The 17,315-nt window shown below is 66.0% G+C and carries 17 protein-coding genes; 12 read left to right on the top strand and 5 right to left on the bottom strand.

Translation table 11 applies throughout. From position 1 onward, the window contains the following. From NAM01S_RS24725 to NAM01S_RS24715, 3 genes are all read left to right on the top strand, one after another. The coding region (locus tag NAM01S_RS24725; RefSeq protein ID WP_373862692.1) for a hypothetical protein at window positions 1-695 on the top strand (695 nt) is incomplete at its 5' end. A 116-nt stretch (window positions 696-811) separates the two neighbouring features. Beyond that, entirely contained in the window at window positions 812-1,039 is a 228-nt protein-coding gene (locus NAM01S_RS24720; RefSeq protein WP_067789244.1) for a hypothetical protein, read from the top strand. A 72-nt stretch (window positions 1,040-1,111) separates the two neighbouring features. Continuing rightward, window positions 1,112-1,300 (top strand): hypothetical protein, encoded by a 189-nt coding sequence (locus NAM01S_RS24715; RefSeq protein ID WP_067789240.1) that lies wholly within the window; start codon window positions 1,112-1,114, stop codon window positions 1,298-1,300. A 138-nt stretch (window positions 1,301-1,438) separates the two neighbouring features. Here the strand turns inward: NAM01S_RS24715 and NAM01S_RS24710 are convergent, their stop codons facing one another. After that, window positions 1,439-2,389: an NmrA family NAD(P)-binding protein gene (locus NAM01S_RS24710; protein WP_084483262.1), complete on the bottom strand. Its 951-nt coding sequence runs from the start codon at window positions 2,387-2,389 to the stop codon at window positions 1,439-1,441. 125 nt (window positions 2,390-2,514) lie between these two features. On the opposite strand from NAM01S_RS24710, the gene NAM01S_RS24705 reads away from it, so the two are divergent. The 3 genes from NAM01S_RS24705 to NAM01S_RS24690 all read left to right on the top strand — a co-directional run bounded on the left by NAM01S_RS24705 (window position 2,515) and on the right by NAM01S_RS24690 (window position 5,123). After that, window positions 2,515-3,048 carry a winged helix-turn-helix transcriptional regulator gene (locus tag NAM01S_RS24705; protein WP_084483261.1) on the top strand — a complete coding sequence of 178 codons (534 nt, stop codon included), beginning with the start codon at window positions 2,515-2,517 and terminating at the stop codon, window positions 3,046-3,048. Between the two features lie 347 nt (window positions 3,049-3,395). Continuing rightward, window positions 3,396-3,968 (top strand): GFA family protein, encoded by a 573-nt coding sequence (locus NAM01S_RS34330; RefSeq protein WP_084483260.1) that lies wholly within the window; start codon window positions 3,396-3,398, stop codon window positions 3,966-3,968. 9 nt (window positions 3,969-3,977) lie between these two features. Continuing rightward, window positions 3,978-5,123: a recombinase family protein gene (locus NAM01S_RS24690; protein WP_255284332.1), complete on the top strand. Its 1,146-nt coding sequence runs from the start codon at window positions 3,978-3,980 to the stop codon at window positions 5,121-5,123. 1,147 nt (window positions 5,124-6,270) lie between these two features. On the opposite strand, the gene NAM01S_RS24685 is transcribed toward NAM01S_RS24690, so the two are convergent. After that, entirely contained in the window at window positions 6,271-7,101 is an 831-nt protein-coding gene (locus NAM01S_RS24685) for a helix-turn-helix transcriptional regulator (protein ID WP_067789226.1), read from the bottom strand. A 331-nt stretch (window positions 7,102-7,432) separates the two neighbouring features. Here NAM01S_RS24685 and NAM01S_RS24680 point away from each other — a divergent pair, with 331 nt between their 5' ends. The 3 genes from NAM01S_RS24680 (at window position 7,433) to NAM01S_RS24670 (ending at window position 10,901) form a co-directional block, all read left to right on the top strand. Continuing rightward, window positions 7,433-8,638, top strand: coding sequence for an LVIVD repeat-containing protein (locus NAM01S_RS24680; protein ID WP_218018458.1), 1,206 nt, complete (start codon window positions 7,433-7,435; stop codon window positions 8,636-8,638). Window positions 8,639-9,060: 422 nt separating this feature from the next. Then, the gene (locus NAM01S_RS24675; RefSeq protein ID WP_157107894.1) at window positions 9,061-10,071 is read left to right on the top strand and encodes an NHL repeat-containing protein; all 1,011 of its coding nucleotides are present in this window, start codon (window positions 9,061-9,063) and stop codon (window positions 10,069-10,071) included. A 44-nt stretch (window positions 10,072-10,115) separates the two neighbouring features. Continuing rightward, window positions 10,116-10,901 (top strand): hypothetical protein, encoded by a 786-nt coding sequence (locus tag NAM01S_RS24670; RefSeq protein WP_067789217.1) that lies wholly within the window; start codon window positions 10,116-10,118, stop codon window positions 10,899-10,901. A 149-nt stretch (window positions 10,902-11,050) separates the two neighbouring features. Here the strand turns inward: NAM01S_RS24670 and NAM01S_RS37570 are convergent, their stop codons facing one another. Continuing rightward, complete coding sequence (locus tag NAM01S_RS37570) at window positions 11,051-11,680, bottom strand: TetR family transcriptional regulator (RefSeq protein WP_067789214.1); 630 nt, start codon at window positions 11,678-11,680, stop codon at window positions 11,051-11,053. Between the two features lie 131 nt (window positions 11,681-11,811). Between NAM01S_RS37570 and NAM01S_RS24660 the strand changes: the two genes are divergently transcribed. Together NAM01S_RS24660 and NAM01S_RS24655 are read left to right on the top strand one after the other, a co-directional pair. Beyond that, window positions 11,812-12,267, top strand: coding sequence for a nuclear transport factor 2 family protein (locus tag NAM01S_RS24660; protein WP_169810900.1), 456 nt, complete (start codon window positions 11,812-11,814; stop codon window positions 12,265-12,267). A 508-nt stretch (window positions 12,268-12,775) separates the two neighbouring features. Continuing rightward, entirely contained in the window at window positions 12,776-13,243 is a 468-nt protein-coding gene (locus NAM01S_RS24655) for a nuclear transport factor 2 family protein (RefSeq protein WP_067789208.1), read from the top strand. A 280-nt stretch (window positions 13,244-13,523) separates the two neighbouring features. On the opposite strand, the gene NAM01S_RS24650 is transcribed toward NAM01S_RS24655, so the two are convergent. Both NAM01S_RS24650 and NAM01S_RS24645 read right to left on the bottom strand, forming a co-directional pair. Next, on the bottom strand, window positions 13,524-14,336 hold the full coding sequence (locus NAM01S_RS24650; protein WP_067789205.1) for a helix-turn-helix domain-containing protein: 813 nt from the start codon (window positions 14,334-14,336) through the stop codon (window positions 13,524-13,526). A gap of 78 nt (window positions 14,337-14,414) precedes the next feature. After that, window positions 14,415-16,643: an MMPL family transporter gene (locus NAM01S_RS24645; protein WP_218018457.1), complete on the bottom strand. Its 2,229-nt coding sequence runs from the start codon at window positions 16,641-16,643 to the stop codon at window positions 14,415-14,417. Between the two features lie 45 nt (window positions 16,644-16,688). On the opposite strand from NAM01S_RS24645, the gene NAM01S_RS24640 reads away from it, so the two are divergent. After that, complete coding sequence (locus NAM01S_RS24640) at window positions 16,689-17,291, top strand: TetR/AcrR family transcriptional regulator (protein WP_067789200.1); 603 nt, start codon at window positions 16,689-16,691, stop codon at window positions 17,289-17,291. Window positions 17,292-17,315: the final 24 nt, after the last annotated feature.

Raw genomic sequence — 17,315 nt, 5'->3', positions numbered from 1 at the left:
AGTATTCAGCCGGAAGCGACAAGCCCGAGGTCATCTCGGGCTGTCGCCATCAGTCCAGCCGGGCTACACCTGACACGGACTCGGTGAGGCCTGTCGGCGATCGTTATCAGATATTCGCAATAACTTGTCGTTTCGTCTCCCGCCCGAGCTGGCCCGAGCAGCTGGCCCGCTTCCAAGCCGCCCCGGCCGAGGCGTTCAAGCATCTGGTCGATGAGTACGTCGCGCTCGCCCTCAACCGCAACTCGGGGCTGTTCGGGCCGGGCAAGTCGTTGACCAATCGGTTGCGCCGCGATGGCGCACACCAAGTTCTGGCCTTGGCCGCCGCGGAGTTGGACCGCTGCCGGTGGGCGGCGTATCGGGTGCGGCGCTGCTACAGCGTTCCCGCCCGCGCGTGGCGCGCGGTCGAGGTCATCGCCCGCGGCGACCGCGCCCACACCACGGCGCTGCTGCATCGCCTCGCCGCCGAACTGCGGATCAGCCCGCAGGTCGACGGCGAGCACGTCCGTGTCTGGTTGACCGCGCCGTCGACGAGCTATCCGCGGTTGGAGGAGTTCTTCGTCTCAGCCCCGGATGTGGTGGCGCCCAAGGCGCGCAAGGGGTTCGAAGCCCGCTGGTACGAGCTCGCCGAGGATCGGCTCCTCGCCCTCGAGGACGCCGCGCTCGCGGTGGCGACCGCAGTGCCTGTGGCGGCCTAAACCTCGGCCTGCCTGCGATGTCTCGTCCTGCGCCGTAGTTGCTTTGCCTTTCCCGTCCCCGTGAACGCCAGGTCGGAGCGTCAGCTCCGGTCTGGCGTTCTTTCGTTTTCTGGAAGGTGCGCCCATCATGCCTCACCCTTATCGGCGACGCGATCACCGAACTACTCACCGCCACAGTCACTTTCGATCCATCCGAGCCGAAGCTCGATGTCGACCTGGCGGTGTCGTTCCTGTTCACCGTGGTCATCGGCATGACCGTGCAACACGACAACGGCATCCAGGCAACGATCTCCGGCATCAGACCCCAGATCGAGCTCATCCTGCGCGCCGCCCAACTCGCCTGACGCCAGAACGAACTGCCGCGCAACAGCTTCCGTGCACCGGCAGTTCGTCTACCACTCATCAGGAGCACCAAAATGGACGCCGCCACCGAAACAGACTCTCCCGCCCGCCAGCGCGAGGACCCAACTATCACCGACATGCTGTTGAGCGAAACGGAAGTCCTGGCGATCCCAACCAGCGTTGACCTCGAACTGTTGCACGCGACGCTGTGTGGCCTGCGCGCCGAACTCGACCGTGCCGCCAACCACGGCCGCTCGGCGTAGCGGACGAGGAGACCACCAGTGCCCTACAGCGAGGACCCATTGTGGGTCCGCACCGATATCCCGCAGTCAGCGCGGATCTGGAACTACTTTCTCCGGACTAAGGGTGCATATGCCTGAACAGTTTCCGTGTCCGATGGATCAACGGCCGGGGGTTGCAACGAAGTGGTGGCGGTGCTCGCGGAGGAACTCGGTGAACGTCTGCGGCGTGCGGCCGAGGGCCTCGGTGAGCGCGGCGGCATCGGTCGGCGGGGCCGAGGGCAGCCGGGAGAATCCCGCACCGATGGTCGAAATATGCTGTGCCATCGCGAGGTTGACGGATGATTCGGCGCCGCTGTGTGCGAGGTCTTCCAGTTCGCTCTGCCATTGCCCGGCGGGGATGTGGGTGTATCGGACCGGTGCCCCTGTTTCGGCGCCGATGAGAGCGGCGATTTCGGCGTGGCTGTGCACGGCCGCCCCCAGCGGGTAGAGCGTGGCGCCGCGAGGGTATCGGGCCGGGTCGGTCAGGGCGGCCACGGCGAGATCGGCGGCGTCGAGACCGCTGATCCACGGCACCGCGGCATCGCCGAAACTGTTGGCGAAGCCGCCGGTCCGGCGGATGGATCCGGCGTGCAGCAGCACGATGTTCTCGTAGAACAGCGCCTGGATCCGCAAGATCGTCGGTTCCAGTCCCGCCCAGGACAGCACCTCCTCGGCGGCCCATTGCGCGCGTCCCAGTCCACTGGGGCTGTCGGAGGCCGAGACCCCCATGGACATCACCACCAGTCGCGGCGTGGTCGCGGCGTGCCGGATCGCGGCGGCCAGATCGGCCGCGGCCTGCACGATGCCGGGAGCGACCGGGTAGGTGAAATACACGGTGTCGACGTCCTGCACGGCCGCGCCCAACGTCCGGTGATCGAGCAGATCGCCCACGACGATCTGCGCGCCGAGGGCGCGAAGGTGTTGTGCGCGTTCGTCATCGGTGCGTACCAGCACCCGCACCTTGTGATGGTGTTCGCGCAGACGCCGCACGACATGTGAACCGGTGCCACCGTGTCGCCCGCCCGCGCCGATGACCAGGGTGGTTGAGGGGCTGTCGGTAGAGGAAGTCACAAGTGCGCCTTTCGATCGTTCACCAGGGGTGAGATGTGGCGGCTCGAGATCCGGCCGCGGCGCCAACGCTAGAACTAGTGACTACTATTATGCAAGTTACTATGGGGTCGTGAAAGGATCAGAGGGTGCGACGAACGAGTTTCCAAGCGATGGGGTGCCCGATAGCGGGCGCTCTGGAGTATGTCGGCGACTGGTGGACGTTGCTGATCGTGCGCGACGCGCTGGACGGGTTCACCAGATTCGACGAGTTCGAACACAACCTCGGCATCGCCCCGAACATGCTGACCAGGCGATTGCGCGCACTGGTCGAATCCGGGCTGCTCGAACGCAGGCGCTACAGCCAGTCCCCGCCCCGCTACGAGTACCTCATCACCGACAAGGGCCGAGACCTCTCCCCGGTCATCGTCGCCTTGTACGCCTGGGGCCGCAAACACGCGGGAACGGACGCGCCGAGTGTTGTCCTGACCGATCGGGACACCGGGGACGAGATCGTGCCCAGCCTCATGGACCAGCACAGCGGACGCCCGCTCTCGACCGTCGACCTCGCCTTCTTGGCGGGCCCAGGGGCCGACCCCTTCATGCGTGAACGTCTGGACCCCGAGTTGCGGGCGGCGCGGCGCCGACGTGTCGACAACGGCGACTCCGGCCAGGGCACATAGCGCAGGACGCCCCACCGCGCGTGAAGCTGCTCGGTGAGGTTCCCGTAGGCCTCCATCATGTCTTGCGCTCGATCGGCCGGAAAGACACAGGTGACGACGTCGAAGCGCAGCGATGTACTTCGCCGAGCCACGACGCCGGTCGGGGCCGAATGCGCGCGATACTGTGCGGCAATGCCATCCGGGGACAATCGAGCACCGGCTCACCGCAATAAGTTGCGAACAGTCGCCGGGCGCCGGCTCGTAACGATGGGAAGGCGGCTGCTGAGCGATCCCGTTTCCAGCGCAGACGTCGACACCGCGCAGAATAGCTCCGCCGGACAATTTCTGGCAGGGGGGACGAAACAAAGATGAGGGAAAGTCAGCTCGCCCGAAGCCTCACATCGGATGTTGCCGCTTCTCTGCACCATGCGAGCGGACTCGCCGTCGGGTGTGTGACAGAGTTGCCCGTGCCCGCGCGGTGTCGCGACGGCGAAGGATGTGCCGAGCAGCGGCGCTATCGGCGACCAGATCGCGCGGCCTCGAATGAAACGGCATGGTGCCCAACAAGAAGGAGCGACGTGAACGGCGGCTGTCTCTGCGGCAATATCCGGTTCTCCGCGACCGGTGACCCGGATTTCCCTCACCTGTGCTCGTGCGAGCACTGTCAGCGGCTTTCAGGCGGCCCAGTGATGTCGTGGGTGTCCTTTCCCGAGGAAGGTTTCGCTTGGACGGGCCCAGGCGGGGAACCGATCTGGTTCGAGACGTTCCCGGGGATCGGTCGGGGATTCTGTCCGGCGTGTGGGTCGTCGGTTGCGTCCAAGGGCGATGAAGCAGGCTTGGTGGGAGTCACGATCACGGCGCTCGATGACCATTCCGACCTGGTGCCGGTCAAGCAGAGCTTCGCGAGCAACGCGGTCCCGTGGATGGCCCCGCTGGGTTGATGTGTCGCCTTGCGGGACAACCAATTTGGGCTGTCCCGCAAGGGCGTGAATGTGTTCTATCCGGTGCGCGGCGGCGGTGCCAGTGTGACCATGACCGGCCCGGCTGGCGCAAGCCGTGCCAATCGCTCTTCTCTGCGCTGCGGCCGCAGGAAGGACAACGTCAGGTCGATCCCTTCGATCTCGCCGAGCCAGGATTTCTGTTCGGCGTGCGCCCGCTGTGCGACCAGGTCTTCTTCGATCTCGGCCAAACGAGTGAGCATCCTGGGGTTGATGTTGAGCATTGGGAGGACAACCAAGATCCCGAAACCTCGTATCTGCTGGTTCGGCAACCAGTTCAGTCTCGTGGCGCCTCGCATTCAGGCCCACGCGGTCGAGGTCTGGGTGCCCGAACTGGGCGGACGCTTCGATCCCCACAACGTGACCCACTCGATCATGATGAGCATGCTCGGTGGCCTGAGTGAGTCCGAACGCCAGCACGTTCAACAGCGGACCCGAGCCAGCATGGACGCCCAAGTCCTCAACGAAGGTCGCCATCAAGGCGGCCGTGCACCGTACGGCTACACGGTTGTCGACGGTCCACCACACCCGAACCCGAACCGGGCCTCCGACGGGTCCCGGCTGCGGATCCTGTCACTGGACGTGGCCGCCGCAGCCGTGGTCCAACGAATCTTCCGCGATTACATCGCCGGTCGCGGCGACAAGGCCATCGCGCACGAACTCAACCGCGAGGGTATCCCCTGCCCGTCCGCACACCGACCCGAGCAGAACCGGCACCGATCCCAAGACGGCTGGCAAGCCAGCACCGTCTCCGCCATCCTGCAGAACCCTCGCTACACCGGCTACGCCATCTTCGGCCGCTGGAACAAACACGAAGAACTCCTCGATCCCGACGATGTCGCCGCCGGCCACATCACCCGCCTTCGCCGCTCCCCCAACCACCGCATCATCCGATCCAAGAAACCCGCGCATCCCGCCGTCGCCACGGTCGAAACCTTCACCCAAGCCCAACTCATCCGCAGACAACGCGCCAGCACAGGAAACGGCGTCCGCGGCCGCCTGGAACGCACAAGGAAACCCTCGCCACGCGAGTACCTGCTGCGCGGATTGCTGCGCTGCGAGCTCATCGACTCCCTCGGCGACATTCCCGGCGGTTGACACCGCGAGAGCGCCGATCCAACCGAGCGGACTCTACCAGACCCTCCACCTCTGCAAACGGCATCAGCCCCGACAACCGAAGTTGCCGGGGCCGATTTGCACTGGTGTCCGGAGGGGGACACATGCCTTAACCACAGAAATTCACCTGCGGAAACGATGATCGAGCACGCAATTCGCCGCCGTGCGCCGCGCCGCGAATCCTGTAATGCGGTCGGTCTCGGCGCGGCCGGCGGTCCCCTCGGCCATTCGCGCATGCCGGAGCAACTCCGCGGAAGGCGGGCCGCGCCGTCGCGCTTCCATGAATCCCGCAGCGTGACACGATCTTCGGGCCACGATTGCGCACTAGCCAGCGCCCTGCGAAGCCTGTGGTCTGCTGAACCTGGGTTCGCCAGGACCCCGCTGTACTGTTGACATCGCGCCGCAATTGCTCTCGCGCCCGCTTCTCTCCGGACCTGGTCTGGGGCCACACAACTCATCGACCTCCGGTCCGCGACAATCCCGCTATGGCTGAGGACCCACCGTTGGCCCGTTCGCTCCGCCATCCCGCCGTCCACGGGCAGGACCGGCCCGGTCACGTGGGAGGCGCGGTTGCTGAGCACCAAGCGGCCGACCTGGACGATCTCGTGGCGTCGGCTGCACGCGGACGAGGGTGTGAGCGTTGGATGCTGGGTCGGTCGGCCAGATCACAGACTGTGTAAAGCGGCGTCAGCGGCCGCGCGGACCTCGGCGGTCACCGCCTCGAGCTGTGTTTTGGTCCGGGCCGCGAGCAGGACGCGAGCGCCGTCGCGGGCGAACAGTCGTGTCGCTGGCGACGCCCATACCGCGACCTGCGCCGGCGATGAAGGCGATCTTGCCTGGCGGCAGGCCCGGTCGGGGGTCGAGACAGCGGTGGTTCGTGTTGTCCATGGCGGCGAGCGTGCGTCCTGCCGGGAGCGCCTTCCGAGCCCGGCCCCGCGGCGGCGGAAGCGCCTCGACTGCGCTCGGTGGACCGGCGGGGCCTACCGGCTCAATGCGGCACTGGAACGAGCCAACCCGCCGCGCTCGCAGCAGTCCCCCGCCGCGCACCAGCCGCTGGAGATGCCTGTGAACCAGACGGCCATCTCGGAGTTCGCAAGTCTGGGTCCCTCTACTGCCCGCATGCCACACCTCAGGGCGGCGGAGGGGTTAGCAGCTCGAGTTTGGTTGCCGCGAGGGTGCCGGTGTCGGCGGTGTAGAGGACGAGTACTTGGTCGTGCTCGCCGGGAAGTTCGACAGATTCGTAGGTGAGTTCGAATTCTCCGACAAGTGGATGATCGAACTGCTTGATTCCGTGTCCCTTGCGCCGGACGGTGTGCTGGTCCCACTTTTCGCGGAATTCCTCACTGCGCGAGGAGAGTTCGTCGACAAGTGCGCCGAGCGCGAGATCGCCGGGGTGACGGCCGAGGTCGCGCCGTAGGTAGCCCACAGCGTTGGATACGGCCAGGTCGCGATTGGGGTATAGGCGCTGGACTTTTTCGTCGAGCAGTACCAGCCGCGCCAGGTTGCGTTGCCGGGCGGGAAGGGTGTCGAAGTCGGTGATCAGTCGGCACGCGAAGGCGTTCCATGCCAGCACTTCCATGCGGCGTCCAAGGATGAACGCCGGCCGGGCGTCGAGGGCCGATAGCACGCGCAGCAGCCCGGAATGCGGCCGCTGCGGAGTCGGCGGCGTAACAGGTCTGGCCATGGGTCGGGCCAAGTGGGTCAGGTGGTCGCGTTCGTCGGTATCGAGGTGCAGTACATCGGCGATGACGTCGAGCACGCTGTCCGAGACCCGGCCTGCGCGGCCCTGCTCGAACCGGATGTAGTAGTCGACACTGATCGACGCCAGCTGCGCGAGTTCTTCGCGGCGTAGCCCCGGGACCCGGCGGCGACCGCGTCCGTCGGCGAGTCCGGCCTCGGCGGGGGTGATCCGGGCCCGCCGGGATTTCAGGAATGCTCCAAGATCCGGATGGGCAGCCATGTCGTCACTCCTCGGTCAGGTTGTGGGAACGTTCAGGGTGGTATCGCCGGTCCCCCGGTAGATTCATCCGAGGAAGTGGCGCGGCCTGGGTGTCGGCACTGCCCGCTGGGACTGTCGAAAGACACATCGGCACAACGGCAGGAGTCCGCCCATGACAGATTCTCAGTTGTCGCGGCGAAATGTATTGCGCAGCTCGGCTGTAATGGCCGGAGCTTTCGGTGCCGGGACACACCAGCTTTCCGGTCCGACGGTTCCGGGCTCGCCGGGGGGCGCAGCTCACAATGTCGAGGCCGTCGGATACAGCGATCTCGAGCACCGGCCCGGATTCAAGATGGCGATTCGGCAGAAAGGTGGGCGCTGGTATCTGTACGTGGGGCATGTGTGGCATTCGGGGTGGAGTGTGGTGGACGTGACCGATCCGACTCGACCGGAAGTCGCGGCCTTCGTGCCCGGTCCGGTCGACACGTGGACGTTGCAGGTCGATCTGTCCGGCGATCTGATGGTGACAGCCCTGGAAAAGGTGTTCCCGAACTTCGGTGGCGACCCGATCGCGGCGTTCGAGGAAGGAATTTACCTGTGGGACATCGCCGATCCGGTCCGGCCGAAGCAGCTCGGGCATTTCCGCACCGGCGGTAGCGGCACCCATCGCAACCACTACCCGGGTGGAAGGTATGCGCATCTGGCCGCGGGTATGCCTGGCTACCGCGGCAATATCTATGTCGCAGTGGATATCTCGAATCCGGCCGCGCCCACCGAGGCCGGGAGGTGGTGGGTTCCCGGCCAGCACGCCGCAGGCGGCGAGCCCGCCAGCGCACCACGCGACCGGCAAGACGGCCATCTCGACTTCCCGACGCCGTGCTGCTCGAGCGGGCACGACGTGTCCCTGCATGGTCCCGCCTACATCGACGGCCGTCTCGCCTACCTCCCCTACGGGGGCGCGGGAATGATCGTGCTCGATATCTCCGATATCGCGCGCCCCCGGCAAGTCGGCCACTTGTCGTTCAGTCCGCCGTTTCACTCCCGCTTCGGCGTCCACAGCGTATTGCCGTTGCCGCAACACGGGATCGCGTTCGTCAACTCCGAGCACACCACCTACGCCGACGGCGCAACGCACCACGCTTCGGTGGTCGACATCCGTGACCCCACCAGTCCGTACTTGCTGTCGCTGTTCCCTGAGCCTGTGCCGCCGCCTGGTGCGCCCTACGCCGACTTCGCCACCCGGGGTGGGTGGCGTGGTCCGCACAACATCAACCACAACCAGCACCACCCCGATGTGCAACCGCAAGGCGATTTGTTCTATATCGCTCACTTCAACGCCGGCCTGCGGATCTACGACGTGTCCAATCCCCGCCTGGTTCGCGAGACCGGGTACTTCCTGCCGCCGGAACCTACCCGCCGATACGGACCCATGCCCGAAGACGCCCTGGTTACACAAACTGAGGACGTCGTCGTGGACCGCCGCGGCTTCATCTATATCACCGACAAGAACCAAGGCCTGTGGATTCTGCGCTACACCGGACCACAACCGCGGCGGTAGCCGCGCCGACCGAACCTCGTGTCGATAACAGCTCCGCAGTCGGCTGTGGGCGGCTGGGTTCGAGTCACCTTTGCGCGGACCGCTGAGCGCCCGCCACCACGAGACATACTCCTCACACAAGCGATGAGAATGCCGCTGGCTCCTACCGCGGTGGCCGACGCCGTGGTCGTGTCGGCGCCCTCCCGTTGTCAGAGCGGTCGGCGTCGGCTCCATGCGAGCGAGGATCGCACGCGCACGTAACCAGTGCCAGGTTTCGCCGATCCTGGTTTTCGCTGTCCCAGGATCATGGTGACCAGTTACGGCGCCGGCCCGGCCACACTGATCTGCGTCACACTCCGGCGCGTCTAGCACAATCGGATTGGTTCTACCAGGTCTGCCGCGGTCCTGGATATCGCCGGAGCGCGGGCATACCGTTGCGGGACATGAGGATTCGAACTCGCTCGGTGGCACCTACACGACGGTTGCGCAGGGGCCGGGTCGCGACAGTGATGGCGGTTTTCGCCATCGTGCTGGGATCCTGTGGCACCGAGGCGGAGCCGGTGCGACCTGAGCAGTATGTGGTGCCCGGCGATTCCGCATTCCCCGGCGGGCTGGCCTATGACCATGCGAGCGGGTCGTTCTTCACCGGCAGCACCCGCGACGGCACCGTATTCCGTGGCTACCCGGACGATCCGCAAGCGCATGAATGGCTTCCTGGCGGCGCCGAGGGCCGGACAACGACAAGCGGGCTGGTCTCCGATGACCGTGGCAGGCTTTTCATCGGCGGTGGCCCGACCAACCGGCTGTGGATCCACGACATCGGATCCGGAGTCCTGCTCGCCACCCTCACCGGCATCGACGGCGGATTCGTCAACGACATCACCATCACACCCGATGGCACCGCCTTCCTCACCGACTCCCTGGCACATGTGATCTACCGAGTCACCGAATCCAGCGGGCAATGGCAGCTGCACACCTGGCTCGACCTGACTGGCACCACGGTGCCGCGGGTGGACGGGCACAACCTCAACGGCATCGCCGCCGTCGACGAAACAACGCTGCTGGCGGTGCATTCGATGACCGGCGGCCTGTACCGCATCGACACCCGCACCAGCGACGTGACCGAAGTCGATCTCGGCCCCACTCGGTTGTTCGGCGGAGACGGTCTCGTCGTCTCCGGCAGCGACCTGTATGTCGTCCAGGGCGGATTGTCACCACAGAACCCGCGACCACAGGTGTCGCTGCTACACCTGTCATCGGACCATACCAGCGCCCAATTGCGTTGCGCGACCACGCATCCTGACTTCCTCCACCCCAGCACCGCCCGCATGGCCGAGGGCCGCCTGCTGATCGTCAACAGCCAATACAACATCGGGCAACGCAACCAACGTCCCGAACTTCCATTCACCATCACCGCATTACAACCACCCCGCGCCGACACCTGCCCCACCTGACCACACCACACCCCGGGACGAGTCGACAACACCAGGAGGACTCCATGAGAAGGCCATCGACAACGATCGCCGCGGTCATCGGCTGCACCGCATTGCTCTCCGCCGCACCCGGAGCCGCCGGTGGCGAAAGCCCCGGACCACCGACTCCAGGCGGTCCCGCCGCACCGGCAGACGCTGCCGTCGACGGTCCCGTCAATTTCGACACGTTGACCGCGACCGTCACCCCTGATCACGGGTATTTCACCGGCATCACCGTCGAATTCGACCGCACCAGCCGCACCGAATCAGGCGAAAAGCCGTCTGCCGCAACCCAATTCGTCTTCCTGTTCGACAAATCGATCCGCATCAACGCCGACCGGTTCCCGGTCTGCAGCCGTACCGAACTAGCCACGCACGGCATCGCCGGCTGCCCCACCGGTTCCCAAGTCGGCTCAGGGACCGCCGAGATCCATCCCGCCACCACCGCCGACGTTTTCGTCTTCAACACCCGATACTCCAACGGCGACCACGGAGTCCTGATCACCATCCCCGCCACCGGCGCGATCCTCGAAAACACCCTCGAACCGGTCACCGGCCACCCTGGCAGCCCCTACGGAGTCGGCCTCGACGAACTACTCCCGTCACCCTTACCGCCGCAACAGCGCAGCGCCACCACCCGCTTCCGAGTCACCTTCGGCACCACCCGCACAGACCACACCGGCACCCACAGCTACCTCGAATCCTTCGCCCTTCCCGGCCAACCACTCGAACTCGGCATCTGGAGCAGATTCGTCACCGGCCAGATCATCCAAACGACCGACTCCGTTCCACGCCCCTCTCCCATACCGTGAACGCCGAGCTCGAGCGTCGACTCATGACACAAGCCGGTACCTGATCTACCACGCAGCCGACGGCGAAGCGACGGAAAGGGCGGCGCGACGCTGCCGACGCCAGACAGGACCGCGTATTCGTCGCGCCGACCGCACGGTCGAACAACCGCTCAACCGGACGCGCCGCCGCCGGACTCCGTCTCTCGCCAAAACCGGTCGAAGGCGGCTGCTATCGCGGCGAGGAGGTGACGTGGGTCGTTGTCGGTCACCGCTCGGCCCGCGAAATAGCAGGCCATGCCGATCTCACTGGCCAGTGCCGCTACCTCCGGATCGGCTCCGTGTTCGGTCAACTCGGCGGTGATCCGGTCCACATAGCCGCGCTGCTTGACGAGGCTGCGGGCGCGCAGTTCGGGCTGCTCGGCGATCAACCGTTCATACTTGCGGTATTCCCCTGGCCGTTGGACCAGTTGACCGACAAACGCCAAAACGAGGGCGCGCACAAACGCCAGCGCAGCGGGGAACGAGTCGCCGATCGGGGCGCCGTTCAGCGGTGGCTCGACTTCGGCCAGGGCCTCCTCCAGATCACGGCCGCTGTCGGCGAAGACCACTTCCTGTTTGTCGCCGAAGTATCGGAAGAACGTCGCCCGGCCGACCTCCGCCCTGGCGGCTATGTCAGCGACAGTTACTCGGTCGAAACCGCGTTCGGCGAACAGAGCATGTGCCGCCTCGACGATCGCCTGCCGCGCACGCTGTTGCTTGCGGTCGCGTAGCGATGTCTCCAGCTGATCCGACCGATCCACCGGACCATTCTAGCCAAGAGGACATCGAACCCTTATAGTGATACTGCGTCTCACTTGAGGCGCGGTACCACTAAGGAATTGTCATGCGCATACACACATTTGTCGCCCTCATCGCGGGCACCCTGGCTCTGATGGTCGGCAACGCACCCTCAGTACCAGCCGATGTGGGACCGGAGCGGAAGACCGAGGCAGCGACCCGCGCACTCCTCGAGGCATTCGAACGAAAAGACCTGGACGCCATCGATGCGCTGATCGATCAGAACGCCACATTGACCATCCCGATGTCATTTTCCGGCGCGCTGGAACCGGCGGCTCATTTCGCCAACAAGGACGAGATCCTGGGTTACATCGGCGGAGTCGTTACGAACTTTCAGTCCATGCGGTTCACCGATCTACGAATCAGCGTGGCTGAGCGAGGGGGAACGTCTTTCGCGCAGGCCAACGGGGACTTCGTCACAGCCGACGGCCGCCCGTACCGCAACGTCTACATCTATCGTTTCGACTGGAAGGACGGCCTGATGGTGCACACCGACGAGTACGCCAACCCCATCACACTCTGCCAAACCCTCGAGCACCTGAACTGCTGAGATCATCCAACCGACGACTCGAACACAGCGGCCGGCATCGGCGATTCCGGGGCGGTAGGTTCAGGCGTGATCAGCAGCGACAGCCCGGTCTCGCACCGCGCCGGCATGCCGTCGCGGTGATGCACAACGACTGCACGTGGCAGGTCTGAACATCGAGCACTGTCTCGTCCGGGCTTCCGGAGAAGGGAGGCGTTCTCCGCAGGCGACCGGGTGGTGCGTGGGGCCTCGAGCAGCACAGCAGACCTCGCGGCTCCAGGTCCTGGCAAGCCCTGGCTCCACACTGGTCGCCCAATAGAATTGCCGGACAAGCGAACCCATCCGACGTCACACCAACCAGCGCGCTCGCGCACTGGGCTTCCCCGCGAAGGCCCGGCATACCCGCAGGCAGGCCTTGGCTTTCAGCAGTGGGCGGCCAACAAAGGAGTCCGGCATGTCGCATCAACCCGCATCCCTATCTCGCCAATCCACACGATCACGCCACGCGGCCACGCGAATTTGCCTCACGGCCTTGGTCGCCGCCACGATGATCGCCTGCACAACAACCGCGAACCCCGCGGCCCAACACCCGTCGACCACCTCGGACCACGTTCGCCGCGTCGCCGACAACGCTATGGACCGCTTCGATACCGGTTGGCGCACCGGCGACTGGCAGCCCTTCCTCGCCGTACTGACCGACGAATTCAGCTTCCTCTTCCCCGAAGACCCCGCCCGCGGTCTCTTCACCGGCGCAGCGGGACGACACAAGATCGAGGAATGGGTGATGTTCCACGCCCGCTCCGGCAACCGCGTCTCCGGCAACCGCGTACGCACCGACGTCGCCGGGTCACGAGTAATCTATGAATACGAATCGCACGGCGCCTCCCCCACCACCGCGGGCTACCGCAACCGCGAACTCATCATCGTCGAGATCCGCGGCGACCGGGTCAGCGCCCTACACGAGTACTGGGGCGACGCCCGACCCACGGAATCATCCTGATCACCTGTAGGGTGCGCCCGATGAGGTCTACGGGCTGATTTGCCCCCGGCCGACTCTGCCAACGGCCATACCGTTCCTACTCGGCAATGGCGCCAATAGTCCCCGCGCACAAACGATCGCGACCGCAACTGGGTTCCGACGAGAGCCCTACCCCCGCCGTCCGCTACCTGCCCGGAAGCCTGCTCCAACCCCGACCGACGACGCCACCAGATGCTTATAACCCGGGCCAAGCTGCTGTTACGAAACAACATTGCGGACTACGGCTGGAGTAGCTCGATGTTCATCCCGCGGCGAGTTCTCTTAGCGCCTGTTCCTCGCGCGTCCCCGCCGCCGCGGTATAGACCCACAGCGACCGCCGCCGATCGGGGGCGGCACTGACGACCTCGTAGATGAAATCGAGGGTGCCGAACGTCGGGTGCGCCACGGTGACCGCGCCGTGCGCGCTGACGCCCACCGGATAGGCATCCCATTCACGGCGGAAATCCGCACTGCAAGCACGCAATTCATCGATCAGCGCGGTCAGCTGCTGGTCGTCGGCGAATTCGCCCGCTGCGACCCTCAGGTAGGCGACGAGCACCGCCGCGTTGGCCCGCTGATCCGGATAGCGCTCACGCGAGCGCGGATCCACCAATTGCATGCGTGCGAGATTGGGCGTACGCGCGGCGGGCCCATGATCTTCGGCGACAAGGCGGCTCATCGCCCGGTTCCAGGCGAGCACGTCCAACCTGTGATCGGCCACCAGCGCCGGCGCGGCGATCCAGTCGAGCAGCCGCCACAGCTCGGGACCCGGCAATGGGCGCGCCCCGGCGAGCGTACGACGCGGTCGGGCGATGCGGAACAGGTGTTCGCGTTCATCGGGATCCAGCCGCAGCGCACCGGCCACCGCGTCGAGCACCGCGTCGGAGACGTTCGCGCACCGCCCCTGTTCCAGCCGGACGTAGTAGTCCACGCTCGTGCCTGCCAATAGCGCGACGTCCTCGCGTCGCAGTCCCGGCACTCGGCGCCGACCGATCCCATCGCGGATGCCGATGTCCTGCGGCCGGATTCGGGCCCGTCGCGACTGTAAGAACTCGGATATCGCGGACCGGTTCATCCTGCCCCTCCACAAGCCGCTGAGAAAATACGATATTCATGTCGTCTCTATGACGTATGAGACTGCAATGCCCGTGGGTCACACCAGCAGATCTTCCCGGCCAACCGCGGGCTCTGGACCTACCTGCTCACGCAGGCCGATGCGGTCGTGCCACTTGCGCAGCGGTCTGGGTGCCCACCAGTTCGCCCGGCCTGCCAACCGCATCAGCGCGGGCGCGAGCACGCCGCGCACCACGGTGGCATCGACAGCGACAGTGAGTGCCATGCCGAGTCCGAGCTGCTGGAGGAAGACCACCTCGCCGGTGCCGTACACGGCGAACGAGACCGCCATGATGAGTGCGGCGGCCGTGACCAGCGGAGCCGAGCGAGCGATGCCGCGTGGGATGGAGCCGACCGGATCTGCGGTGCGGTCGTAGTCTTCCTTGATCCGCGACAGCAGAAAGACCTCGTAGTCCATCGACAAGCCGTAGGCGACGCAGAACATCAGGATCGGGATACTCGGCTCGATGCTGCCGGTGGGCGTGAAGCCGAGAAGGCCTGCCAGCGCACCGTTCTGAAAACCCCAGACGAGCACGCCGAACATCACCGACATCGACACCATGTTCAGCACCGCCGCCTTCAATGGGGCCAGCACACTGCCGGTCATCAAGAACAGCACGGCGTAGGTGACGAACATGATGAGCAGCGCGACGAGCGGCAGGCGGGCCGCCACACCGTCGCGATAGTCGGCCAGCTCTGCGGGATAGCCGCCGACCCGCACCTCGAACGGCGCTTGCATCGAACGTATCTCAGCGACCAGCCCGACTGGGTCGGCCACAAGCCGCTCGCCTGTCGGCACCACGCGTAGCCACGTCGCCGCGTCGGACGCCATCCCCACCGACGGCGGGCCAACCACAATGCCGCCCGCGAACGAGCCCGCGGCCGAATCCACCCGGTATACACCGGGAATCGAGGACAGGGCTGCGGCGTAGCCGGGCAGCCCGCCGGGATCGGCCGCGCCGGCGTACACCTGGAGTGCGTCGGCCTCCTCGGTCGCGAAGTCGGCACGAATCGTGTCGTACATCGACCGCACGGGATGCTGCGCGCGGAGCACGCGGTCGTCGGGCGGGCCGAAGTTCACGCCGAGCGCGGGCGCGCCGAGCGCGGCCAGCACGAGTAGCGCCGCGGCGCTGGCCAGCACCGGTCTGCGGATCACCCGTTGTGCCGCGCGGAACCAGAACCCGGTCTCGAGGCCGCCCGCGGGCCGCCGCGGCATTGCGCGGTGGCCGAGTAGCCGCAACGCGGCGGGCAGGATCACCACCGCGGCGAGCACCGAAACCGCGGCGACGGCGATCCCGGCGTAGGCGAACGACGCCAGAAACGGGAACGGGAAGGCCAGCAGCACGGCCAGGCTCGCACCGACTGTCGCGGCGCTGAACACTATGGTCCGACCCGCTCCCCTCACCGCTGACCGCACGGCGTCGGCTGTCGCCGCGCCCGCGCCGAGTTCCTCACGGAACCGGTAGATCATGAACAACCCGTAGTCGACGCCGAGCCCGATTCCCAAGACCAGCGCGATGTTCGCGGCGAAGGTCGATATCTCGACGAACATGGTCGCCACACGCAGCAACGCCAGCGCGGCGACCACGCAGAAGACGCCGATCCCGATCGTCACCAACGCCAGCGCCCACCGTCGCAGCACCACCCACAAAAGCAGCAGCACCAGCGGAATCACAATCAGTTCGGCGCGCAGGAAATCGGTGGCGGCCTGCGCGGCGACATCTCGGAAGACTTCGTCGGCACCGCCGAGCGTCAGCGTGATCGCGGGATCAGCCGCGCGGAGCAAATCGGTTTCGATGCCAGGGAGCACATCACGGCGCACCTGGTCGGCGTCGCCAGGGACGACAGCCAGGATCAGACCGTATCGAAAATCCTTGCTGGCCAGAGTATCCGGAGATCCCGGTTGCCAAAACGAGCGGACCTCTGCCACCGCAGGATGGGCCGCGAGCTCATCGGTGAGCCGCGCGGCGGCCGTCGCTGCGGCGGGTGCGCGCACGTCGCCGTCGGCCGCCGTCACGAGCACCGCGACATTCGGACTGCCCGTGCCGAACGTCGCGGCCAGATCGGCACGCACCGAGGCGGATTCGGAGTGCGCGTTCTCGTATCGGTTGAGCGACAGGCTGTTCAGCGTCCCGGTGGCGACTACGGTCAGCAGACCGAACAGCGCCACCACTGCGACGAGCAGGCCGCGAGGACGGCGGGTGATGAACGATGCGAGCACGGTCGGCCCCTCTGCTAAGCTCCGTAATATGCGATCAAAGACTCGCAATCGCCGATATTACGAGTAGTTGCTCGCATTTTCAAGAGGAGGACCATGCCCGAGGTGCGCCGTCAGGAGCGAGGCCGCCGTCGCATCGAAGACATCCTGCGCGCCGCCGCGACGGTCCTCTCGGAACGTGGTTACGAGGGGACCACGACGAACGCGGTCGCCGCGGCCGCGGGCATCTCACCGGGATCCCTCTATCAGTACTTCCGCAACAAAGATGAGATCGCTGCCGCTCTCGCCGAGTACTATCGCGGCCAGCTCGAACTTTTCGGCGACGACGTCCCCGACGAGTCCGAAGGTCTCGACCTGGACGGCCTGCTGGATCGACTGCTTGGCCCACTGGTCGAGTTCAATCTCGCCCACCCCGGATTCAAGGCCCTGTTCGCCCGCACCGACATGCCCCAGCCGCTGCGCGAGGCCGTCGGCCCAGCGCACACGGCGCTGCATGAGCGCTTCGAGGCGTTGGTGGGATCGGTCTTCCCCGACCTCGATCCGCCGAACAGACACCGGGTCACCACCATCGCCATCCAACTCCTGCGCGGCCTGATGCCGCTCATCGTCGAGGCCGACGCCGATGAGCGGCCCACTCTGGTCGACGAGCTGCGGGTGGTGCTGCGGTCGTATCTGGTCTCGCGCGGCGGCCATCGGTAGGCGAGGCTTCGCCCCGAATACGCA

The organism is Nocardia amikacinitolerans NBRC 108937, from assembly GCF_001612615.1.
GTDB lineage: Bacteria > Actinomycetota > Actinomycetes > Mycobacteriales > Mycobacteriaceae > Nocardia > Nocardia amikacinitolerans.
This window is presented reverse-complemented; position numbering and strand designations above follow the sequence as displayed.

Bases quoted from the DNA above. Each gene is read 5' to 3' on its own strand.
- NAM01S_RS24670 (WP_067789217.1), top strand. From the start codon at position 10,116: ATGAGAAGGCCATCGACAACGATCGCCGCGGTCATCGGCTGCACCGCA.
- NAM01S_RS24715 (WP_067789240.1), top strand. From the start codon at position 1,112: ATGGACGCCGCCACCGAAACAGACTCTCCCGCCCGCCAGCGCGAGGAC.
- NAM01S_RS24660 (WP_169810900.1), top strand. From the start codon at position 11,812: ATGGTCGGCAACGCACCCTCAGTACCAGCCGATGTGGGACCGGAGCGG.
- NAM01S_RS24680 (WP_218018458.1), top strand. From the start codon at position 7,433: ATGGCGATTCGGCAGAAAGGTGGGCGCTGGTATCTGTACGTGGGGCAT.
- NAM01S_RS24685 (WP_067789226.1), bottom strand. From the start codon at position 7,101: ATGGCTGCCCATCCGGATCTTGGAGCATTCCTGAAATCCCGGCGGGCC.
- NAM01S_RS24640 (WP_067789200.1), top strand. From the start codon at position 16,689: ATGCCCGAGGTGCGCCGTCAGGAGCGAGGCCGCCGTCGCATCGAAGAC.
- NAM01S_RS24675 (WP_157107894.1), top strand. From the start codon at position 9,061: ATGAGGATTCGAACTCGCTCGGTGGCACCTACACGACGGTTGCGCAGG.
- NAM01S_RS34330 (WP_084483260.1), top strand. From the start codon at position 3,396: ATGAGGGAAAGTCAGCTCGCCCGAAGCCTCACATCGGATGTTGCCGCT.
- NAM01S_RS24650 (WP_067789205.1), bottom strand. From the start codon at position 14,336: ATGAACCGGTCCGCGATATCCGAGTTCTTACAGTCGCGACGGGCCCGA.